The sequence below is a fragment of the Edwardsiella sp. A.80236 genome, from assembly GCF_044540725.1.
GTDB lineage: Bacteria > Pseudomonadota > Gammaproteobacteria > Enterobacterales > Enterobacteriaceae > Edwardsiella > Edwardsiella tarda.
Map to the genome: position 1 here is coordinate 435,083 of NZ_JBIUCY010000001.1, position 22,066 is coordinate 457,148.

Annotated in this window: 22 protein-coding genes; 9 read left to right on the forward strand and 13 right to left on the reverse strand. The window is 60.1% G+C overall.

The annotated features are described in order from the left end of the window. Position 1 precedes the first annotated feature (1 nt). The 5 genes from ACEQFP_RS01955 to ACEQFP_RS01975 all read right to left on the reverse strand — a co-directional run bounded on the left by ACEQFP_RS01955 (position 2) and on the right by ACEQFP_RS01975 (position 5,886). Positions 2-1,714 carry an IucA/IucC family protein gene (locus ACEQFP_RS01955; RefSeq protein ID WP_370547399.1) on the reverse strand — a complete coding sequence of 571 codons (1,713 nt, stop codon included), beginning with the start codon at positions 1,712-1,714 and terminating at the stop codon, positions 2-4. Continuing rightward, positions 1,711-2,880: a siderophore biosynthesis protein PvsA gene (locus tag ACEQFP_RS01960; protein ID WP_370547400.1), complete on the reverse strand. Its 1,170-nt coding sequence runs from the start codon at positions 2,878-2,880 to the stop codon at positions 1,711-1,713. Before ACEQFP_RS01960 ends, ACEQFP_RS01955 begins: the two co-directional genes overlap by 4 nt. Before the next feature lie 14 nt (positions 2,881-2,894). Beyond that, on the reverse strand, positions 2,895-3,692 hold the full coding sequence (locus ACEQFP_RS01965; RefSeq protein WP_005286887.1) for an HpcH/HpaI aldolase/citrate lyase family protein: 798 nt from the start codon (positions 3,690-3,692) through the stop codon (positions 2,895-2,897). Between the two features lie 386 nt (positions 3,693-4,078). Further along, on the reverse strand, positions 4,079-4,858 hold the full coding sequence (locus tag ACEQFP_RS01970) for an ABC transporter ATP-binding protein (protein ID WP_097364555.1): 780 nt from the start codon (positions 4,856-4,858) through the stop codon (positions 4,079-4,081). Further along, positions 4,858-5,886, reverse strand: coding sequence for an iron ABC transporter permease (locus ACEQFP_RS01975; protein ID WP_068871056.1), 1,029 nt, complete (start codon positions 5,884-5,886; stop codon positions 4,858-4,860). The genes ACEQFP_RS01970 and ACEQFP_RS01975 overlap by 1 nt, the downstream gene beginning before the upstream one ends. Positions 5,887-6,283: 397 nt before the next feature. Between ACEQFP_RS01975 and ACEQFP_RS01980 the strand changes: the two genes are divergently transcribed. The 8 genes from ACEQFP_RS01980 (at position 6,284) to ACEQFP_RS02015 (ending at position 12,061) form a co-directional block, all read left to right on the forward strand. Next, positions 6,284-6,547 carry a type B 50S ribosomal protein L31 gene (locus tag ACEQFP_RS01980; RefSeq protein WP_005286872.1) on the forward strand — a complete coding sequence of 88 codons (264 nt, stop codon included), beginning with the start codon at positions 6,284-6,286 and terminating at the stop codon, positions 6,545-6,547. After that, entirely contained in the window at positions 6,544-6,669 is a 126-nt protein-coding gene (gene ykgO, locus ACEQFP_RS01985; RefSeq protein ID WP_005286868.1) for a type B 50S ribosomal protein L36, read from the forward strand. Before ACEQFP_RS01980 ends, ykgO begins: the two co-directional genes overlap by 4 nt. 825 nt (positions 6,670-7,494) lie before the next feature. Then, a complete protein-coding gene (locus ACEQFP_RS01990; protein WP_047059698.1) occupies positions 7,495-8,136 on the forward strand; it encodes an N-acetyltransferase in 642 nt (213 codons plus the stop codon). A gap of 30 nt (positions 8,137-8,166) precedes the next feature. Further along, entirely contained in the window at positions 8,167-8,478 is a 312-nt protein-coding gene (locus tag ACEQFP_RS01995; RefSeq protein ID WP_370547401.1) for an NAD(P)H-dependent oxidoreductase, read from the forward strand. Positions 8,479-8,592: 114 nt separating this feature from the next. Then, entirely contained in the window at positions 8,593-8,775 is a 183-nt protein-coding gene (locus ACEQFP_RS02000) for a hypothetical protein (RefSeq protein WP_370547402.1), read from the forward strand. 42 nt (positions 8,776-8,817) lie between these two features. Then, on the forward strand, positions 8,818-9,945 hold the full coding sequence (locus tag ACEQFP_RS02005) for an alkene reductase (protein WP_370547403.1): 1,128 nt from the start codon (positions 8,818-8,820) through the stop codon (positions 9,943-9,945). Positions 9,946-10,087: 142 nt separating this feature from the next. Further along, complete coding sequence (locus tag ACEQFP_RS02010; protein WP_370547404.1) at positions 10,088-10,540, forward strand: cupin domain-containing protein; 453 nt, start codon at positions 10,088-10,090, stop codon at positions 10,538-10,540. Positions 10,541-10,585: 45 nt separating this feature from the next. Beyond that, positions 10,586-12,061, forward strand: coding sequence for an MFS transporter (locus ACEQFP_RS02015; RefSeq protein WP_370547406.1), 1,476 nt, complete (start codon positions 10,586-10,588; stop codon positions 12,059-12,061). Between the two features lie 10 nt (positions 12,062-12,071). Here the strand turns inward: ACEQFP_RS02015 and ACEQFP_RS02020 are convergent, their stop codons facing one another. The 8 genes from ACEQFP_RS02020 to ACEQFP_RS02055 form a co-directional block, all read right to left on the reverse strand. After that, positions 12,072-12,977 (reverse strand): LysR substrate-binding domain-containing protein, encoded by a 906-nt coding sequence (locus ACEQFP_RS02020; protein ID WP_034164297.1) that lies wholly within the window; start codon positions 12,975-12,977, stop codon positions 12,072-12,074. Positions 12,978-13,052: 75 nt separating this feature from the next. Next, on the reverse strand, positions 13,053-14,276 hold the full coding sequence (locus ACEQFP_RS02025; protein WP_370547407.1) for a cytosine permease: 1,224 nt from the start codon (positions 14,274-14,276) through the stop codon (positions 13,053-13,055). A gap of 24 nt (positions 14,277-14,300) precedes the next feature. Continuing rightward, a complete protein-coding gene (locus ACEQFP_RS02030; protein WP_035597932.1) occupies positions 14,301-14,693 on the reverse strand; it encodes a hypothetical protein in 393 nt (130 codons plus the stop codon). A gap of 18 nt (positions 14,694-14,711) precedes the next feature. Further along, positions 14,712-15,671: a carbamate kinase gene (locus ACEQFP_RS02035; RefSeq protein ID WP_116605216.1), complete on the reverse strand. Its 960-nt coding sequence runs from the start codon at positions 15,669-15,671 to the stop codon at positions 14,712-14,714. Beyond that, positions 15,668-17,089: a DUF1116 domain-containing protein gene (locus ACEQFP_RS02040; RefSeq protein WP_370547408.1), complete on the reverse strand. Its 1,422-nt coding sequence runs from the start codon at positions 17,087-17,089 to the stop codon at positions 15,668-15,670. Before ACEQFP_RS02040 ends, ACEQFP_RS02035 begins: the two co-directional genes overlap by 4 nt. Next, the gene (fdrA, locus tag ACEQFP_RS02045; protein ID WP_035597940.1) at positions 17,086-18,648 is read right to left on the reverse strand and encodes an acyl-CoA synthetase FdrA; all 1,563 of its coding nucleotides are present in this window, start codon (positions 18,646-18,648) and stop codon (positions 17,086-17,088) included. The genes ACEQFP_RS02040 and fdrA overlap by 4 nt, the downstream gene beginning before the upstream one ends. A gap of 100 nt (positions 18,649-18,748) precedes the next feature. After that, a complete protein-coding gene (locus ACEQFP_RS02050; protein WP_370547409.1) occupies positions 18,749-19,606 on the reverse strand; it encodes a DUF2877 domain-containing protein in 858 nt (285 codons plus the stop codon). Positions 19,607-19,611: 5 nt separating this feature from the next. Further along, positions 19,612-20,280 carry a cysteine hydrolase family protein gene (locus ACEQFP_RS02055; RefSeq protein WP_035597944.1) on the reverse strand — a complete coding sequence of 223 codons (669 nt, stop codon included), beginning with the start codon at positions 20,278-20,280 and terminating at the stop codon, positions 19,612-19,614. A 369-nt stretch (positions 20,281-20,649) separates the two neighbouring features. Between ACEQFP_RS02055 and fumC the strand changes: the two genes are divergently transcribed. Next, a complete protein-coding gene (gene fumC, locus ACEQFP_RS02060; RefSeq protein ID WP_370547410.1) occupies positions 20,650-22,050 on the forward strand; it encodes a class II fumarate hydratase in 1,401 nt (466 codons plus the stop codon). Positions 22,051-22,066: the final 16 nt, after the last annotated feature.

Sequence of the window (22,066 nt, forward strand, 5' to 3'; positions counted from 1 at the left end):
GCTACGCCGTCTCGCTACGCAGGAAGTTCGGGCCGCTGTGGCCATAAAACTTATTGATGTCCGCCGCCCCCGAGGCGCGCTTACTGAGCAGGCTGCCGCTTTGTAGGAGATACTTCACCGGCTGACGGGGATCGTCGAACAGCACGTGGCGCGCAAAAGCGGTCTCGACGCCCTGACTCGCCAGCTTCTCCAGGGTTTGTGCCAGGGCTTGACGCAGTGTTCGATAGGCGGCGGAACGCTCCAGTTCACCGGCGGCGGCGAGGCTTTCCAGCACGGCCGCTAGATCGAGTTGTAAGGTGATGGTAATGAACATCTGCGCCAGCGCCTGCTCGTCATCCACGCAGATACGTTCGTCGCGCAGCAGAACGAGGCGTTCGGCCAGATCGGGGCAGGCGGCTCGAAAACGAGGCGGCCATAGGCGGGCGGCGTCGTTGTCTTTCATCATCAGCGTCAGTGGCTGACCGGGAACCAGGCTGAGCATGGCGTTTTGTTGATTGGACTCTAGCGCGATGCCGTAACGTAGCCAGAGGGTCAGGTGGACCTCGGCCATTAGCGAACAGTATTCCTGCCACCATGCGGTGAGTGAGGGCATGCCGGGTTGATCGAGCACGAAGCGCAGGTAGCTGCGTCCATCGGGTAGCTGGCTGCCGAGGGCTGCCACCGGTGCCAGCGTTTCGTCGGCGCGAGGCGCCGGGTAGCGGCGCAGCAGGAAGGCCAGTAGCCTGTTGTCGCCGACGTGAGCGCCAACGCTTTCGTCGACGTGGCGTAGACGTCCGCACAGTAACGGATCGCGTCGCGCCAGCCGTGGCAGAAGGTCGGCGAACCATTGCCCGTCATACAGCGTCGATGGCTTGATGAGACGTAGATTTTTCTGCCCTAAGGTGCGCATCGCCAAGGGAACCTTGATATGGCAAGTGGGGTCGTCGGCGAGCTGGACGGTGCGGACCGATAGCGTGGGATAGACCGTGAGATACGCCGCGGGCGCCGCCAGGCTGCCGGGCGGTAGCGCGTCGAGCTGTGGCCAGGTCAGTGGATGTACCGGCAGCAGGATATGGTGGGCGACGAGACGAGGATCCAGCCCAACCTGTGCCGGTTGCGGCCACCAGGTTGGCAGCGGCTGATCGTCGCAAAGGGTCACGGCTGCGCGGGGGACGGCCAGCCAACGCAGGGCGAAGCTGGGAGCAAACTCAGGGGCGTAGGCGCGTAATTGCTCGGCGTTGAAGCCGAACTTGGCGCGGGCGGTGGGGTAATAGGGGTGGTCGAGGAAGCTGGCCATGCGATCGGCATGGCGTAGACGCTCGCCCCAGCTACAGCGCGCCAGATCGGGTGTTAAGGCGGCAGCCTGTTCGATGAAGATGGCGCGGCAGAGTTCCCCCTGCTGACAGGCGGCGTCAGCCTCGGCACGGTAGGCGGCATACAGCTGGCGCGCCTCGGGATCGTCCGCCGGTGTCAGGCGTGTCAGCCATGCCTCGTAACCTGAACAGTCACGCCACTCCCCGGCGTGCCGCTCCTGCCAGTGGGGGGCGGCGGCGCGCCAGGATTGCATATAGTCATGCGGGAGCACAGCCAGGCGCAGTGGGACGGAGAGGTGCGTGGCGTACAGCCAGTGGATATCCCCCTCTTGGCGCAGCGTCGCCTGGCTCACGAGGCTGGCGACATCCTCGCGAAGGCAGGCGTCGATGATGCGCTGCGTAATATAGTGGCGTTGATTCATTGCGCGATCTCCCAGGTTAGTGAGGGCAGGACCTGCTCACTCAGCGCTTGTAGCTGCGGTCGATCCGCCGCTTGCAGGTAGAGCACGCCCAGATAGTCTTTGTTGGAGTGGGTCTGTTGGATGCGCTCGCCACGGCGACGCAGCGCTTGATAGCTGACGCCGGGCGGACAGTGCGGTGCCGGTGGACGACGCAGGGTGCCAGCGCGCTCGGCGACCAGATAGTGGATTAGTGCCACCGTCGCAGGCAGCTCGATCTCGGGTAATGCCTGGCCGAGATGGAGGCGCAGAATAGGGGCGAACCAGCCTGAGGGCAGTAGGCGATCCAAGAGAAACTCTCTTCCATCGCCGATGCTGCGATAGTTGATCTCAACCAACACGGGGCCGTGTGGACCGACGATGAATTCGCTGTGGCATACACCGAGCCCGACGCCGAAGCGTTGTAGTTGCGCCAGCGCTTGAGCTTGCCAGCGTTGACTCTGCTCCCCCGGCCAGTGCGCCTGGGTCTCGATGAAATAGGGGGCGGCACCGAGGGTGACGTCAAAGCCACCGATGGCGATCAGCCGCTCACCGTCGCCTAGTGTCTCGAGAGTAAACAGGGGGCCTGGAAGATACTGCTCTAACAGAATCGTACTGCCGGGCGGGAAGGCGTCGCGCGCCGCGGCTAATTGCGCGGGGTTCTCTACCCGAGTGACGTGCAGCGAGGCCACGCCTTGGCTGGGTTTCAGCACTAAGGGCCACGGCCAGTCGGGGTCGATGGGCGTATCGGGCAACAATGGCAACGACCAGACGGAGGGGAGTCCTAGGTGCGCCAGCCGCTGGCGCATGCGCCACTTCTCTTTGGCGGCGTAGCAAATCGGCCATGGCTTGCCCGGTAGTTCGAGGGCGGCCGCGGCGATGGCGCAAGCGCTCTGGAGATGGTCACTGTTGCTGAATAGACCGCAAGGCGTAACTCCCAACGCCGTCAGGGTCTCTAGGATGGCGAGCGGATTAAAGACGTCGCATGCCGTCAGATCGATATTGCTGTCGAGTCGGGCGCGGTGTGCGGCGGCGCGATCGGTGAGCAGCAGTATGGGTAATCCCAGCCGCTGAGCCGCAGGAATAAAGCCATCGATGAGTGCGGCATTCACGACATGGCTGACGATGACCAGAGGTGCAGAGTGAGACATAGGCAGTATCCGTGTTACAGGGTGAGGGCGGCGCGAGAGGTGCCGCGGGATGTCGCGGCACAGAGCGTGTCGCGCCGTTGGCGTAATGTGCGGAACAGCAGGCCACGGTCCTCGCCGCATAGCCAGGCGCTGATGCCGGCGCGTTGCCAGTAGGCTTGCTGTTGCTCGTTGCGCGGATTGGCACAGAAGGGTATGCCGGCGGCGCGGCAGCGGCGGGCCAATCGGCGCAGTTGGCGGGTTACCAGCGGATGAGTCGGCTGGGCACCCAACCCCAGACTGAGCGCGAGGTCTAGCGCGCCCTCGAGGATCATGCTGACGCCCTCGAGCGCCAGTAGCTCATCGAGTAGGGCCAGCCCGGCAGGCGACTCGATCATCGGGATGAGAACCAACCCTTGATTGGCCTGGTGTAGATAGTCGTCCAGCGGACGGCTACCGAAGCCGGTGACGCTGCCACCGGTGATACCGCGCCGTCCGAGTGGTGGGAAGCGCATGGCATCGCGTGCCGTGCGTACCTGTTCGATGGATTCGACCTGGGGGAGTACGATGCCGTGGGCGCCGAGATCTAACACCCGACCGATACGCTTGGCCGTGGCGTCAGGGACGCGTACCAGCGGTGCGCAGCCCTGGTTCTGAGCAAGCTGGATGCAGTGCTGTAGTCGCGTTTCGTCGTGAGCCAGGTGCTCCATGTCGAGGATGACAAAGTCGTAGCCGGCGCAGGCGATCATCTCAACCAGCATCGGATGCAGCAGTGAGTTGAGAATGCCAAATACCGGCTGGCGAGCTAACTTAGCAGAGAGTGATAATTCCAACATAATTATTAATGATAATAGTAATGATTCTCATTTAGTTGATGTTAGCGAGAATGGTTGGGGTGAGAAAACGAATAAATGTTGCAAATTGTTTCATAATGGGGCGAAGCCAGAGGGGACGCGGCGTTCGCCATAAAAAAATATAACATTATGTTTGTGAAGGTTATTTTTTGATGCGTGGATGCGTGGATGCGTGGATGCGTGGATGCGTGGATGCGTGGATGCGTGGATGCGTGGATGCGTGGAGGCATTGAGACATGGTGATGTGCAGATCTAAGGATAGGGGGACATGGCGCCGTGGTGGCAAGGGCGGATATGACGCGTGCTAAGCGTTAAGAGGGCGATAGGACTCGCTGCGGCGCGCAGGCGTGGCGCAGCGAGTCGGAGGGCTAGCGTAGCGGCGGCGTGCTGAGTCCATCGATTATCAGTTGGGGATGCCCTGAGGAGCAGGACTCGACGCGAGCCTGGACACCATAGACCTGGGCCAGATGCGCCGGGGTGATCACCGACTGCGGTGGCCCGTCGGCGATATACCGCCCGCGCGCGAGTAACAAGGCGTGATCGGCGTGGCGCAATGCGATGTTGAGATCGTGCAACACGACGAGGGTCACGATGTTACGTCGTTGAGTCTCCTCGCGCAGCAGCGTCATCACATGGAACTGGTAGTTGAGATCCAAGGCACTGAGCGGCTCATCCAGCAACAGTAACGCGGGGCGACGGATCAGCGATTGTGCCAGTCCAACCAGCTGTTTTTGCCCGCCGGAGAGGGCATCGAGATGATGTAGCGCCAGATGGTCGATCCCGAGGCGAGTCAGTAGCGCCAAGACAGCCTGCGGGTCGGCGCGCGCCTCACCGGCGGCGCGCTGTGCCACCAAGACTGACTCCAGCACACTCAGGCGTACGCCATCGGGCAGCGACTGCGGCAAATAGACCACCTGGCGGCTACGGTGCGCCGGTGTCAGGCCCACTAACTGTTGGCCATTGAGCCGCAGGCTACCGTGCGCCGGGTGTAGCCCGGCCAGCGCGCGCAACAGCGTCGATTTTCCGCAGCCGTTGGGGCCGAGTAAGGCGCAGATTTGTCCACGCGCCAGCTGTTCTACGCTGAGGCGTTCAATGACCGTACGCGCACCATAGCCAGCGCTCAAGGCATCGATCTGTAGACCCTGCATTATACACGCCCCCGATGACGAAAGATGATGCTGAGGAAGAAGGGGACGCCGACCAGCGCGGTGACGATGCCTACGGGTAGCACGACGCCGGAGAACAGATTTTTGGCGGCGACGGAGGCCAAGGAGAGTACCAATGCTCCGCAGAGGGCGCTGGCGGGCAGGTAAAAGCGATGATCTTCGCCGAATAGGAGGCGCGCGATGTGCGGCGCCACCAAACCAATGAAGCCGATCGGCCCGACGAAAGCGACCGCCAGCGCCGAGAGGGTGCTGACGCGTAGCAGGGTGGTCAGGCGCAGCCGGCGGACGTCGATGCCAAAGCTGCTCGCGCGCTCCTCCCCGAGGCGTAGCGCGGTGAGTTGCCAGGCGCTACGTAGGGAGAAGGGAAGCAAGAGCAGTAAGGTGGCACTCAATAACGCTAACTTTGTCCAGGAGGTCCGCGCCAGACTGCCCATGGTCCAAAACACCAGCCCTTGCAGGGTATCTTCGCTGGCGATGAATTGCAGCATGGCGACCAGGGCGTTGAAGGTGAAGACCAATGCGATGCCGAACAGGACGACGCCGGAGGTGGCGACGCCACTCCAGCGGCTGACGACATACAGCAACAGGGTGGCCAGTAGGGCGCAGAGGAAAGCATTGGCGGAGATCGCCCACTGTGCATCCAATCCGGGCAGCGATAGCCCCAACACGATGGCCAGGGCGGCGCCGAGGGCGGCGGCGGAAGAGACGCCCAGGGTGAAGGGGCTGGCCAGCGGGTTATTCAGGATGGTCTGCATCTCGGCGCCCGCCAATCCCAGCACCATGCCGACCATCAAAGCCATCAGTGCATAGGGTAAACGGATATCCCAGACGATGACCCGCGTCGCGGGATCGGCGGCGTCGGGGTGCCAGAGCGTGTGCCATAGCGTAGCCGGGGAGAGGCCAGAGGGGCCGAGGGCGAAGTCCAGTAGCAGCGAGGCGACGATGGCCGCCAACAAGATGGCGAGCAGTGCCAAGCGTCGTCGTAGCTGTCGGCGGTAGGCGCTTTGCATGGTGTGGCTGTGGTCCACCGGCAGCGTTGCCAAGGCATCATGCGCTGATGCGGCGGCAACGTCTCCCTGGCGCGTGTCGAGGGGCAACGATGAGGCGTAGTGAGTTTTCATTGACGATAATACCGTGAGCGGGCTCTTTGTTGATAACGCTAATCAATATCGGTAACAGTGTAAATGAAAATTATTTAACATTGTGCGGCGTTAGGGATCTCGCAGTGCGCCATGGTGGGTTGGCGTGTCCCTGCGACGCCAGGCAGTGCGCCTTGATAGGACGCCTTCTCCCTCCGATGACTTGGGCCGCGCTGTGATCGGGCGTGATATCCGGGCTTGCTAATCCGTGGTGACTTCCATTACACTGCCAAAATCATATGTTATAACATAACAAAATGGAGTTGAGATGAAAAAAGGTATCCACCCGGCGTATCGTCCGGTGTTGTTCCACGACATCGCGGCCGATGCATTCTTCCTGCTAGGCTCCACCATTGCCACTCAGCGTAGCTACCGTTGGCATGATGGTCGCGACTATCCTTATGTGACCCTGGATGTCTCCAGCGCCTCGCACAGCTTCTATACCGGGAAGCAGAAACAGGTGAGTCAGGATGGACAGGTCGCCCGCTTTACCCGCCGTTTCGGCGCACTGACCGGGGGGACGCGCGGATGAAGGTCTTGGCTTCGTTAAAGAGGGCGAAACAGCGCCACCCCGATTGCCGTATTGTGCGTCGCCACGGCAAGCTGTATGTCATCTGTAAGAGCAATCCTCGCTTTAAGGCGCGCCAGGGCTGAAAGGCCCATGTGCCGTTCGACCCGCCGCACGGGCGGGAAGAGCAGGCGAGGATAGCATGGCGCGTCTATGTGAGGAGGGGCTCGCGCCATGAGCCTTTTCTCTCCGCGCGCCATGATCGCGAGCGCGATGGCATCTCCTGTCCCGCTTTCCTCTTGCGCGTCGAGATCTGACTGAGCGACGACCTCACGGACAACACCGTTGATGATGCCCCGCGACTTGCCGTTGCAACCTGGCGATCTTCGGCCTGTGGCGGCCGGGTGGTGTGGTTGCGGGTGGTGTTGATGGTCGGGGGATCGCCATCTAGTCAACGGGATCTCGCATACCACCATCGAGCCGCTGCGCCCCATTCGCATGCCTCTCCTCTTAGGGTCACTCCCCAGTGAATCATCGTGGCGATGACGGCCAGATTGGATCGATCGCAGTCGACGCCGCCGGCGGGGCATCGTCAGCGCAAAATACTGTACCGCGTTATACCACTCATTCATTGTGACTCGCATAGTTGCACCCACGTTGACACGCCTGTAGCCGCGGGCCGCGCTGTAGGGGGGCGGGGCATGCCGAGATGGGATCTGTTGAGCCTTTCCTGCTGATATTCCTCAAGATATTTTCACGTCAATCATGTAATTCATTGATTTTATTTGAATTAAATCATCGTGCTCAAATTGAGCGACTGCTCATTTTTAATATTGAGCAACCGCTCAATTGTGTGTATAGTGCCCACATTACTCGCGTGACGCTGACTGAGACACGCCACCTGAGTGCTCGCGCGGCGAAAACGATGCGCTGGACGAGGGACAACCTAATAATAAGGAAATGCTACGGTGATGAATTCTATTGAGATAGCCGAACTCTCGCAGATCGATGGCGACGCTTATGCCCAACTGACCACGTTGATTATTAAAACATGGGAGTATGACGATTGGCTGGAGGATGATCAGGTCTCGCCGATGGCCGAGTATTTTTTAAATGACATTATTCTCTCATCGCAAAAAATTTATGTGGCGCGCTGCGCGCAGCAGATCATCGGCATTATTACCGTCGGCCAATCGCCCGACTTTCTCTATGAGAGTCAATTTAGCTATAAGCGATTGACGGCGATGTCGGCGTTGATCGCTCGTAATGGTAAAAGTGAGGTGTTTGCGCAATATATTGATACGTTACGCGTCAATCAGCGGTTATTGCAGCGTACACATCGTCACTATCATGCGTCATTGAATTTCTTTGCCATCGATGCCCAGTTCCGCGGCTTAGGACTCGGGAACCGTTTGTACCATCAATTTATTACCTATCTACAGGCACAAGGTATCGATACCTTTTTTGTCTTTACGGATAGCTCGTCGAATTATCAATTTTACGAGAAGAAGGGACTGCACAAGATCGCGAGTGAGACGTTCTATTGGCGGGATGAAGATGAAGTCGAGGAGTATTATCTGTATGAGGGACATCTCGCGGCGACCCCCCGTTGAATAATGAATCCAGGAATCAGAGGGAACAAGATGAAAAAGATCCATATGATTTGGGCTAATCCACGTGCCGATAGTTTGACCGCGCAGATCGCCGCGCGCGTAAAAGATCGGGCGAGTGCCTATGACATGAGCGTGCGGGAGACAGATTTATATCGTGTAGGGTTTGATCCCCGACTAGGCGAGGCGGATGAGCCCGATTGGCATAATCCAGGCAAGATCTATTCACCCCAGGTGCAGCAATTAGCCAGCGAGTTATCCCCTAATGATTTAATGATTATCATCTTTCCCGTCTGGTGGTACGCCATGCCGGCAATATTAAAGGGATATATCGATCGGGTCTAGAATCATGGCATCACCTATGGTGCCGGGAGTTCACCGCCGGCGAAAAAAATCCTCTGGGTTGCCTTAGTCGGGGAGACCGAGAGGGGATTTATTAAGCGAGCTAATGACCAACATATGGCACAACATCTTAATGCCAATGTCGCCAGTTTTAATGGCGTAAAGGCGTCGGAGGTGCTGTTTCTGTATAACACCATCGCTGAAGAGGTGGTTGATTTGCCCGGCCATTATCATGCCCTTATCGAACAAGCCGAGCAGGCGCTGGAGCGGCACATCTCGGCCTATATTTTATCTCCGTAGTGTCAGCGTGTTTTTTACTATTTAATTGGATTAATTTAATTTATGCAGAATGATACCCTTTTTTCTCCACTACGCTTAGGTGATCTGGATTTAAAGAATCGGATCGTGCTACCGCCCTTAACACGCTGTCGCAGTGAGCAACCCGGCAATATTCCTGGTGCTCTGATGGTGGAATATTATCAACAGCGTGTCGGTGCCGGGTTGATGATTACCGAAGGCACACAGATCGAGCCTCGTGGTCAAGGATATGCCTGGACGCCGGGGATCCATAGTGCTGCGCAGATCGCCGGTTGGCGTCAGGTGACGGAGCGTGTGCATCAACAGGGTGGGCTGATCTTTTGCCAGTTGTGGCACGTGGGGCGTGTCTCGCATGTCGCGTTACAACCGGATGGTCAGCCGCCCGTTGCGCCCTCGGCATTGTCCGCTACGTCGGTGCGGGTCTTTATTGAAACGGCGCCAGGTGAAGGAAAACTGGTACCGCCCTCGGAACCACGCGAACTTTCTACTGCCGAGGTGAAGGCGTTGGTTACGCTGTATAAGCAGGCCGCGATCAATGCCAAACAGGCGGGGTTTGATGGCGTTGAGATACATGCCGTTAATGGCTATTTAATCAATCAGTTTATCTCGGAGCACACAAACCAGCGTCGCGATGAGTATGGCGGCTCGCTGAACAATCGCCTACGTTTCTTGCGGGAGATCGTGCAGGCGGTGAGTGAGGTCTATGACAGCCAGCGTATCGGGGTGCGCTTTTCGCCGCTATTCAGTTCGACGGATGAGGAGCGCGTCTATTTGGGGTTGGTGGAAGCCGATCCCCAGGCAACCTATATCGCCGCCGCGCAACTTTTGCAGGATTTACGTATCGGTTATCTCTCTATCGCCGAGCCCGATTGGCAAGGTAGCGAGGGGCTACCATTAACGTTTCGCCGCGCATTGAGGAAGGCGTTCTCGGCACCGATTATGTATAGCGGTCTGTATACGGCGGACAAGGCACGGCAAATGTTAGCCAGCGCTGTCGGCGATATATTCGGTTTTGGTCGACCCTTTATCGCGAATCCGGATTTACCGCGCCGCTTAGCGGAGGATCTCCCACTGAATACATTGGACGCTACGACCTTATATGGCGGTGGACACAAAGGGTATGTCGACTATCCACTGTATCGTGACGCGTAACGGACGCAATTAATCTCCGTGAGGCTATACCGTTAGCGACGTCATCCTACTGCAAGTTGTCTGCCACGCGGATGAGTCGCCACGCTATAGCCGGTATCCGATGTGCTGAGTCACCCCGGTCATTATTTAAAGGAATTAAACGATGAAAATATTATTTTTGGCGTGGACTACGGCGTTGTTCTCGCTGACGGGTCAGGCCTATGCGGCTCCCACGTCTGCTGAACCGCTCGCTATCTTGGATAAGGCGCGCTCCGATATGACGTTAGCGCAGCTGGATGACTGGGGCGATCTCTCGCAGCTGCAGGCCACCCTTCTTGACGGTGATGGGAAAATCTATGGTAAATATCTTATTAATGATCCAGCGCGTCGCGTCGATGCGGGTTATTTTGCCGTGAAGCAGAATAAGTTCAGTATGACATTTCCTTTCTCAGAGTTAGCGACCGTGTTGCAGGGGAGTGTGACCCTAACCAATAGCGCGACGGGCGAGCGTAAGACTTATCACCCAGGGGATAGCTGGATTATTCGTAAAGGGACGCCGATCGTCTGGGAGACGCACTCTGCTGAGTTTGTTAAATACTATTTTAAGGCCGAATAAACGACGCGCCGATCGGTGCACCACTTCGGGATGGAAAGATTTTTTATGTTCACGTTAAAAAAGATAACGGTATTATTCGTTATTATCTTAGTCTACTTGCCCGTGTCGCTGGACGCGACCATTTTGCATGTCGCAGTGCCGACGTTAAACCGTAGCCTGAATTTAACCAGTAATCAGCTGCTGTGGGTAATCGATATTTATGCCTTATTGATGGCGGGATTATTGTTACCGATGGGCAGCCTCGGTGATCGCATCGGTTATAAGAAGCTGATGCTGGTCGGCGTGCTGATCTTCGGCTTGGCGTCGTTGGCGGCGGCGCGCTCTCAGAGCGCGCAGATGCTGATTGCCTCCCGAGCGCTGTTGGCGCTGGGGGCCTCGATGATCTTACCGGCGACGCTCGCCTGTCTGCGCGATGTCTTTACCGAGAGTGCCGAGCGTAATAGGGCGATCGGCGTGTGGGCCTTTGTCGGCGGTGGTGGCGCGGCATTGGGGCCGCTAGTCGGCGGTTATATCCTGAATCATTATGATTGGACGTTAGTGTTTTTGATCAATATTCCCATCGTGCTGCTCTCTATCCCCTTGATGGTCTATCTGTTGCGACGCCAAGAGACAAATAACCGGCAAAGCATCAATCTATTGCAGGCGCTGGTATTCATTAGCGCGATCATCGCCATCGTCTTCGGTCTTAAGCATGTCTTCGCGGCATTGACGTTTTTTAACCTGGCGGTGTTGCTCATCGGTCTATTGGTGATGTATGGCTTCATCCGCTTCTCCCTGCGGAGTGAGCATCCGCTGATCGACTTCTCCCTGTTTGGCAACTCGTTGGTGTCGACCAGTACCGTGGTGGTGGTATTTTCGATGGTGGCGGTGGTGGGGTTTGAGCTGTTAATGGCGCAAGAGTTGCAGTTTACTCATGGCTATTCGCCGTTACAGGCAGGCCTCTTCATGTTCCCCTTTATTCTGTCGTTTGGCCTCTCCTCCTTCCTGGTGGTGATGCTGCTAAACCGACTCGGCTTTAAACTCACGGCCTGTATCGGATTAGTCGTGGGGGGCGCGGCCATGCTGAGCCTGGCGTTGATCGATGTGACGGCAGCCTATGTGACGTCGACGTTGTTGATGATCCTGCTGGGGGTTGGCCTGGAGATGGCGTTCCTGTCGGCTACCTCGACCATCCTGGCGGCGGCGCCGAAGGATAAGGCGGCGGCGGTGGGGGCGATCGAAGGGATGGCCTATGAGTTGGGCACCGGCCTCGGCGTGACCCTATTCGGGATCCTGCTGTCGCTGTTCTATGTCGGCAATCTGCGTGAGCGTCTGGGCGAGATGGCTCCCACCGAGTTCGGTAGCTCGCTGGGGGAGACCATCCAGGTGGCCGCACAGCTGAGCCCGGATAATCGGGAGACGGTGCTCAACATCGCCAGCGAGGCCTTTCTGTCGGCGCATAGCACGGTACTGATCATCGCCAGCCTGATCCTGTTTCTGTTGGCCGCGCTGTCGTGGCGCCTGATCCCGGCGAGATCGTGAGGAGGAGCGCTTAGCCACCGCTTAGGCGAGCGATGATGCTAGGATGTTGTAGATAATCCATACACCAGTTACCCACCTTGCCCATACCATCGGAGCGCGCCGCCAGAAAGAGTTTGGTGGCGTGCTTGTGCTCCCGCATCGGTTTTTTCAGGATGCGGCCGCTATTCAGTAATGGCAGCGCCAGATGGTGGGGAATATAGCCGATGCCGACATTCTGTTCGATCAGCGCGATGGCGGTAGTAAAATCCGGGACGAACAGCGGCTTTTGTCCTTCAAGCAGCCAGGCCTGTAACGGAGGAAAATTGATCGCCGTATCGCGGATACAGACCGCCGTATGGTGGCGGAGCTCGGCGTTCTCCAGCGGATGGCGCGCGGCGGCCAGCGGGTGGAGCGGGCTGACCACGAAATCCCACTCCATTTGCCCACACGCCTCGCTGATGATGCCCTCACTACTGGGCACGGCGTGAGGGGCGCCGATGACCAGATCGGCACGGCGGCTGTAGAGGGCGTCCCAACAGCCGTTATACACCTCAAGATTGACCGTGAGGGTGGTGGTGGGAAATTGTTGTTCGAAATCGCGGATAAACGTCACTAGCACGGTATTGGGAATAATATTGTTGACCGCGATGGCGATCTCCCGCTCCACGCCGTCGTGGATCAGCACGGTGTTGCGTCGCAACGCCTCCATGTCGCCGATGATGGTGCGGCTATGTTCAATAAAGTAACGCCCGGCCGGGGTGAGTTCGATATAGCGCCCCTTGCGCAGGAATAGCGTCGCACCGAGCGCCTCTTCACTCTTTTTGATGGTATAGCTGATGGCCGATGGCACCTTATTCAACTGCTCGGCCGCGCTGGTGATGCTTTGATGGCGGGCGACTAACTGAATGATACGTAGGGTTTCGTCGGAGATGAACATAGGGCTTCCCTGTCGGCAAAGAGCGGCTGAACCCGGTATGGGTTCAGCCGTGATAGCGCCTATTATACGCGGGAATTAACGCCGTTGGTTGACTCGACTGAGCAACGCATAGGCGACACAGGCCACTAAAATGGAGTCGAGCGAGGGAATGGTCGTCAGGGTGAAGACCCCCTTCACCGTGAGGAAGCCGACGACGGCGCCGAGGATCCAGGCGGCGAAGGTCAGCAACTTAACGGCAGGCTCCTGGCTAAGCACCGTCTCCTGGTAGCCGTTTTGGCGGTAGAGGAAGAAGTCTGCGATATAGATCCCGGCGACCGGAGGGGTGGCGATGCCGAGGAACAGCAGGAAGGGAATGAACCACGCCATGATATCCAGGCTGCCGAGGAGGGTGGAGAGCACCCCCAGCGCCACAGTGATCTGCCACTTAGGCAGGCTCGGCCACAGGGTGGAGAGCACCAGCGTGCCCTGGAACAGGTTGCCGGCGTTCCCCGTGACACAGGCGAAGATCAGCAGCAGGGCGGCGGGTAACACCGCACCGAATACCGCCATCGCGCCCAATAATGAGCCTTGACCGCTTAGCGCGCTCGGTGTTGCACCGGCCCAATATAGCAGCGGGTAGGCGACCAGGAAGGCGATGATGGCGGCGATCAGCGCGTGCTTACGATCGTGGACGAAGCTACCGAAGTCGGGCAGGGTGGCGACCAGCACGATGATGGTGCCGACCACCGTCGAGACCGCTACGCCGGTGTTCATGCTGGCGACGGTATCCGGCACGCTCGTCGTGCTCTGGGTGGCGATATACAGGATATAGCACAGCATCAGCGCGATGATCGGTACCGCGATCTGCGCGACGCGGCCCAGCACGGCGAAACCAAAGGCCGTCGAGGCGACGAAGATCACACTGCCTGCCGCGACGAGCAGCGGTACTGGCAACGTCAGGCCATGTTGCGCCAGCAGATCATGCACCGAGTGACCGAACATATTGGCGGTGACGGTGATCCAGCCGAACAGGCTGATCGCCATCAGTACGTTGATGGCGATGGCGCCCCGTTCGCCGAAGGCATACTTTACGATGCCATAGGTGGGGAGACGCGCCTTCTCGCCGACGCTGATGGTGATCGCCGCCAGGACGGTCAGGATCAGCCCGCCCAGCAGTACCACGGTGATGAGGTTGCTGCTGGAGAGTTGATTCCCCAGGCTGGAGGAGGAGAGTAACACCGGCGTGACCGCGATCCCCAGGAGGATCATCGCGATGTGAAAGCCCGATGCGGTGTTGAGATTCGCTGCTGTTTTACGCATAGCTTGTTCCCTCTAAAAGGCACGTTACACGGTGTGGTAGTGTCCGGTGTATTTGCGCCAGCTGCCCAGGTCGGTGATTTCACGCTGTCCTTCGGTGAGCCAATTCTCCGCCAATACGCCTAAGACCTCGCTGCCATCGGCAAGCTTGACCTTACCGATGGTCAACCCGGCTGGTTCGCTCATCAGCAGTTCGGCAAAGCTGGCCAACGGCAGTGCCCAGATCTCCAGTTCGACCTGTGTGCCGCCTTGCGCCACGCGGATCATGCCCGGATGGCGATCGTTAATGCTCCATAGGCGGTAGTGGGCATCGGTGCGATCCTCACGGACGAAGACGCCGCCCGCCTGTTGCATGTTCTTGTTGAGTTCCAGGCCGCGCATTAGGGTGCCATTAACGGCCAGTAGGGTGGTGGTGGTCATGCTGTTCTCCGATGAAATTTATGGGATGATCCAAGTGCCGTTCTGCTGCGCCAGCGCCGCTTTAATCGCCTGCGGCGTGGTGATCAGGCCACGGGCGTTGTTGCCGCGTTGCTGACTGGCGTCGATAAAGTTGAGGATCGCCTCGATCTTGGGCTGCATACTGCCGACGCCGAACTGGCCGGCCTGGAGCAATGTCCGCGCTTGGGCGCGATCGAGGTGATCCAGCCACTGTTGCTGCGGTGTGGCAAAGTTAATCGCGACGCGTTCGACGCCGGTGGGGATCAGCAGTAGGTCGGCGCCGAGCTGGCTGGCGAGCAGGGCGGAGGCGAGATCCTTGTCGACCACCGCCTCGACCCCACGCAGCTGCCGTTGTGCGTCGCGCACCACGGGGATACCGCCGCCGCCGCAGGCGATGACGATGTATCCCTGACGTACCAGTTGGGCGATGGTGTCATGTTCGATGATCGCCAACGGCGCCGGCGAGGGGACGGTACGTCGCCAACCGCGCCCGGCATCCTCCATCACGCTCCAGCCAAGTTGCTGTTGTCGCGTTCGCGCACACGCCTCGTCGAGAAAGCCACCGATGGGTTTGCTCGGCTGGTTAAAGGCCGCGTCGTGCTCATCAACCAGCGTCTGAGTTACCAGGGTGACGACGGGCTTGGCGATGCCGCGCCGCGCCAGCTCGTTGTGTAGCGCCTTTTGGAACATGTAGCCGATGGCGCCCTGGGTGTCGCCGACCGCATAATCCAGCGGGACAGGGGCGATCTCGTCGCTGGCCAACTCGGAACGGCGCAGGATGAAGCCAACCTGGGGGCCGTTGCCATGCGTTATCACCAGATCCCAGCCCGCGTCGACCATATCGGTGATGTGCCGTACGCTTTCCATTACGGCGGCATATTGATCGGGAATACTGTTGCGTCGCTCATCCTGGATCAGGGCGTTACCGCCGACGGCGACGACGGCTAATGGCTTACTCATTGTGCTTCTCCTTGGGCGACGCGTTGGGCCAGGGCGCGGATCGCCGCGTTAAAGCAAGGCATCGGCGCGGTGGTGATCCCCGCCCCGATCTGGCCGATGCCCGCCTGCTTGTGGGCGATCCCGGTGTTGATGATGGGCAGGATGCCGCGATCGACCACCTTGCGGGCGTCGATGCCGGCGGCGGTGGGGGCGAAGTTGAGCGCCGGCAGGGTAAAGGCGGGGTTATTCCCCAGCGTGATGGCCTGCATACGTCGACTGTTGTTGGTGGCATCGGCCGGGGTGCCGCCGACAAACTTCACGATGGCCGGCGAGGAGGCCATGGCGAAACCGCCGACCCCCGCGGTCTCGGTGATGGCGCTGTCCCCTAGATCGGCGGCGGCGTCATCGACGCCATAGCCTGGGAAGAACAGCCCCTCGACGGCGTTGGCTGGGGCCTGGAACCACTGATCGCCGGTGCCAGATAGACGGATACCGAAGTTCACCCCGTTACGTGCCATCACCGTCACCAGTGAGCTGAAAGGCACCCCGGCGGTGGCGTCCATCATCGCCTTACAGGCCGCCATCGACAGGTTGAGGAAGAAGTGATCGTTGGCGGTGATAAAGGCGACGCTACTTTGCAACTGAGGCAAAGGCAGGTCGCAGGCCAGCAGGGCGGGCAGTAGGCGCTTGATCAATAGCCCGGTGGCGGCGGCGTTGCGGTTATGCACCTCGTCACCCATGTGCAGCGCCTGCGCCATCAACGGCTTAAGTTCCAGCTCACCCAGCTGGTGGATGGCGGCCTTGAGCGCCGGAGCCAACTGATCGCGCATCCAGCTTAGGCGGGTAAGCACCTCCTGGCTGTTGGCACCGAAGCGCAGCACCTTGCCTAACCCCTCGTTAAAGTTGCTGAAGGTGCGCTGGCCGTTGCTTTTATTTTCCACCACCCATAATGGCATCGACGGGCTGATGATCCCTGCCATCGGTCCGACAGCGTGGTAGTGATGGCAGGGTTCGAGGCTGATTTCGCCCGTCGTGATCTGGCGTTCGGCCGCCTGGTGGCTATCGGCCCAGCCTTCGAACAGGATGGCGCCGATGATCGCCCCCTTGACCGGACCACACATCGCCTGCCAGTCGATCGGCGGACCGGCATGCAGAATACGCTTCTGCTGCGCCAGCGCCGGGATCGCCTCGCGCGCGCTCATGACGTCGATCAATACCGGCTGTGCCTCGAGGTAACGCGCCATGGCGATCTGGTTGGCCTGCTCGACGAGCGGGTGCGCCAGCAGGGTGGCGAGATCGAGACCGGTTGCGATGTCGCCCTGAGCGGGCGGCTGCCAGTTGAGGGCGATCACCTCGCCGCCGACCTGCTGGATGGTGTTGGCAAAGCTTTGTAGCCCGGCATTGACGACCTTTAACGGCTGACTAAATAAGGTGTTCATGCGCTTACTTCCTTTTTCTTCTGAGCTTGAATGTGTGCGACGTAACTGGCCCATTGGGCGGCCTGAGCATTGCAATCGGCGACCAGGATGCCGGCCTGACGGAGCGCCTGGATCTGCTGGCTGCGGCACTGCGGATCGGCCTCGGTGCCGCAGACATGGGCGATCAGCAGCGGAGCGTGCTGCCGGTCGATCTGCGTCAGTTGCTCCAGCAGCGCCTGCGCCGGGGCGTCGGCGGCGCCGTAACCCAGCACCAGGTCGAAGAGCACCACGGCGCAGCTGGGATCGCGCAACTCCGCCAGCAGGCGTTGGTTGCGCAGCGTCGGATCGATCATCGGATGGGGCTTGCCGCGGGTGAAGTCATCGTCGCCCATGTCGATCAGGGTATGGTCATGACTGCGCCAGATGTCGCTCAGGGGGGCGTTGCCGGCGATCGGCGTGTTGGAGTGAGCGATCAGCCCCTGTTGTTGGCAGATGAGCTGCGCTTCGTAACAGAAGGTACCGCCAGCGAAGACGCCGCGAATGGCCTGACGTTCGGCGTTGAGCTCCTGGCTGGCCTGTTGCAGTGAGGCCATCTGCGCTGCGGATAACGTCGGCTGCGTTGGCGGCAGCGCCTGCTGGTTGAGTAGCGCGACGGCGATATCGGCGGCGCTGGCCAGGGTCGGCGCGGCGGTGACGTTCGGGCGCGTGATAGTCTCGGGTGCGGCGCCGAGGAAGTTGACCACCACCGGTTTCGCCGCGGATTGGGCCTGCGCCAGGATGCGTTCGGCGACGGCGCGAGCCGGCGGCTTCGAGATCAACACGATGACTTGCGTGTCGTCATCCTCCGCCAGCGCCTGCAGGCCGAACAGCATGGAGAGGCCGCCGATCGCCTCGCTGAGATCGTGCCCGCCGGTGCCTAATGCCTGCGAGATGCCCGTCCCGAGCTGATCGAGGCGGCAGGTGACCTCCTGTAGCCCGGTTCCGGAGGCGGCGACGAGGCCGATCGCCCCGCGGCGCACCACGTTGGCGAAGCCCAGCGGTGTGCCGTTGACGATGGCGGTGCCGCAGTCCGGCCCCATCACCATGCGTTGGCAGGCTTGGGCATGCAGCTTGATCGCCCGCTCTTGCTCCAGGCTGACGTTGTCGCTGAACATCATCACGTTCATGCCAAGGTTCAAGGCCTTCAGCGCCTCGGCGGCGGCGTAATCGCCGGGCACGGAGATCAGGGCTAAGTTGGCGTCCGGCATCACCTCCTGAGCCATGGCGAGGCTGACCAGTTCTGGCGTCTTGATGCCCTCGCCGCCGCTCTCTTCCGGCTTGCTGTTCAGACGTTGCTCCGCCAGCAGCAGGGCGTCGGCACAGGCCTGCGTGTCGCCCTGCACGGCGATGATCAGATCGTTAGGCCCGGCCTGGATATCGTCGCCCAGCCCGGCATCGCGCAGTTGCCCCAGGTTGGTGGGCGTGCCCATCACCACCGAGGCCTGATGAATCCCAGGTAGCTTACTGATTTGTGAAGAGATCTGCATCAGGGAGACCGAGTCCTGATACAGATTGTTGAAGACGGTGTAATTCACGTTCATTGCATTATATCCATTGTTTCTGTCGCCTAAATTCGCTGAATTTGGGCAAAGCGAAGCCGCGCAGCGAGCGAAACGGCTGCGGAGGACTCCCGGGTATCATTCACTGCACGGCGTTAAGCGTTCGCATGCCGTGCAGCAGGCCGGCCAGACAATCCACGCCGGAAGTGGCGCCGAAGCGCATGACGCGCTCGGCAGCGGCGTGGAGGGCAGCCGGCGCTGTATTCGTGCTCAGCTGACTGAGCAGATGGTAAATCGGTTGTGAGAAGTGCCCCTGCAGGGCGCGGCTCAGGTAGTGTGCGCTGATGTCGGTGGTCAGGGTTAAATGTGCCTGAATGATGCCGCGTAATCGCTCACGATGGGCCGCCAAGGTCGGGGAGAGTGGCCACCAGGTGAGGGCGGCCAGGTAACCCAACAGGTAGTCATCACCATCCGGCGTCAGCCCTTTACCGTAGCCAATCAGACAGGGCACTTGCCGCTCAAGGCGCTCCGGCGTCTCCTGAGGAATAAGCGCGTCTGAGCGCGTCAGTGGCTGCCACGCGAGATCGCTGACACAGGTGTGTGCCAGGCTGTATTGCTGTAACTGCGCACACAGCCGCGGGTAGTGCGTGGCAAACGCCGCCGCCGTAAGCGGCCGGGTCGCGCTGCGCGCCGTGGGTCGCCAGACGGGCGCGTGGCGCAGATCGATCTCGAAACGTTCCGCCAATAAGCGGCCCGCCACCAGCCTGACGGGGGCGTGCCGGACGGCCATATGCCGCCACTCCCAGCCTACCGGCAGGGCGACCCGCAGCGCATCGGGTAAATCGGGGTAGCGCTGGCCGCACAGTAGCGTGAACAGCGCTCCTTGGGCATCGCGCAGATTGAGCGCGTGTGCGAAGCTGCTGTGTACCGACAACGACTGCGCGCTACGCTCGGCGGCAAGATAGCCACACGAGAGCGCGGGAAGCAGCGGCGGCCTCATACAACTTAGCCCTGTAACCCGGCGATGATGGAGTCGGCGTCGCTGACCCAGCCGAAGATCGCTCCCTGCGCCTTGATCATCTCCAGCGCGGATTTCTGGAACTCGGGGAAGTAGGAGCCGACGCAATCGGCCGGGATGATGCACTGATAACCGCGATCGTTGGCTTCACGCACGGTGGTATTGACGCACACCTCGGTGGTCACCCCGCAGACGATCAGCGTCTTGATGCCATGGTTTTGTAGGATCAGCTGCAGATCGGTCTGGTAGAAGGCGCCTTTACCCGGCTTATCGACCACCGGCTCCCCGGCGATAGGGTAGAGCTCTGGGATGATGTCGTGGCCTGGTTCACCACGCACCAGGATGCGACCCATCGGGCCCGGCTCGCCGATGAAGGTCTTTCCGCCACGGGTGAGCTTGGCGGCGGGGCAGTCGCTCAGATCGGCGCGATGCCCTTCGCGGGTATGGATCACCAACAGCTGATGGGCGCGCGCGGCGGCGAGCACTTTTTGGCAGGGGGCAATGGCGCTACGCACCAGCGAGACATCATTACCGAGCGCCTCGCCAAAGCCGCCGGCCTCGACGAAGTCACGCTGCATGTCGATCATCACCAGCGCGGTGCTCTGGGGATCGAAGGGCAGGGCGAAGGGTTGAGCCTGGAATGTCTGTTGCGTCATGGTACTTCTCCTGTGCGTTGAATTAACCATCCGTTATCTCTGGAGGCGAGTATTCCCGACAATAGCGCGTTGCGACAGGAAAATAGTTTGCCGCACAGCGGCAAAATTTTTGCAGCGAGCGGGCGGTGGCACGCCAGGGTGTGAGGGCGCTCATGGCGAAGTTCGCAGCATCAATATAATCGATGATGAATATTTTTTAATTCAAAAAATTAGTTGATGGAGTGTGATGACGCCCGCCTATTTTACCGTCATGTTCGAGGGGAAAGTGCGGGGCGCAAGAAGTGTCTGCGCCGTCTGGCGGAATGGGGCTAAGGTAAAAGCATCAGGTTAACGCCCTGTGGCGGATCACGATCAGAGGAGGAGTGGAGGATGACGGGGTATCGTACTGAAAGCGACTCGATGGGGGAGGTCGCCGTCGCGGCGGAGCAGTTGTGGGGCGCACAGACGCAACGCTCGCTGACGCATTTTCGTATCTCCGACGAGAAAATGCCGAGCGCCTTGATCCACGCCTTGGTGCGGATCAAACGGGCGGCGGCCCAGGTCAATCGGGAGCTTGGCCTGTTGAGTGCCGAGAAGGCGGCGGCGATAAGCCAGGCGGCCGATGAGGTGTTGGCGGGTCAGCACCCGGAGGTGTTTCCCTTGGTGGTGTGGCAGACCGGATCGGGGACACAGAGCAACATGAACGTCAACGAGGTGTTGGCGAATCGCGCGAGTGAGTTGTTGGGCGGCGAACGGGGGATGGCGCGCCGGGTGCATCCCAATGACGATGTGAATAAGAGCCAGAGCTCTAACGACGTCTTCCCCAGCGCGATGCATGTCGCCGCCAGTGTGGCGCTACGCGAGCAGTTGCTCCCCGCGCTACAGCAGCTGACGACGACGCTGCATGCCAAGGCGCACGCCTTCGCCGCTATCGTGAAGATCGGTCGTACGCATCTCCAGGACGCGACGCCGCTGACGCTCGGCCAGGAGATCTCCGGCTGGGTCGCCATGTTGGATCACGCTCGCCAACACATCGAGGCAAGCTTGCCGCATCTAGCCGAATTGGCCTTGGGCGGTACGGCGGTGGGAACCGGCCTCAATAGCCCGCCCGAGTATGCGCCGCGCGTCACGGCGTTGTTGGCGGAGATGTGCGGACAGCCCTTCGTCAGCGCGCCCAACAAGTTCGAGGCGTTGGCGAGTTGCGATGCCCTGGTGCAGGCGCATGGTGCCCTGAAGGGGTTAGCGGCCTCGTTGATGAAGATCGCCAACGATGTCCGTTGGCTGGCGTCTGGCCCGCGTTGCGGCATCGGCGAGATCCAGATCCCGGAAAACGAGCCGGGTAGCTCGATCATGCCGGGCAAGGTGAATCCGACACAGTGTGAGGCGTTGACCATGATCTGCTGCCAAGTGATGGGGAACGATGTGGCGATCACCATGGGGGGCGCCTCGGGTAACTTCGAGTTAAATGTCTACCGCCCGATGGTGATCTATAACTTCTTGCAGTCGGCACGCCTGCTGGCGGATGGCATGGCCAGCTTCGAGCACTATTGCGCGCGCGGCATCGAGGCGAATCGCGAGCGCATTGCACACTGGCTGGAGGCCTCGTTAATGCTGGTCACCGCCTTGAGCCCGCACATCGGTTATGACAAGGCCGCGGCGATCGCCGAGAAGGCACACCGCGAGGGATTGACCCTGAAGGCCGCCGCATTGGCGCTGAATTTTCTGACGGAGGAGGAGTTTACGCGTTGGGTGCGCCCCGAACGCATGGTCGGTCAGCCGGCGGCGCGTTAGGGGACGTCGCGCCGGG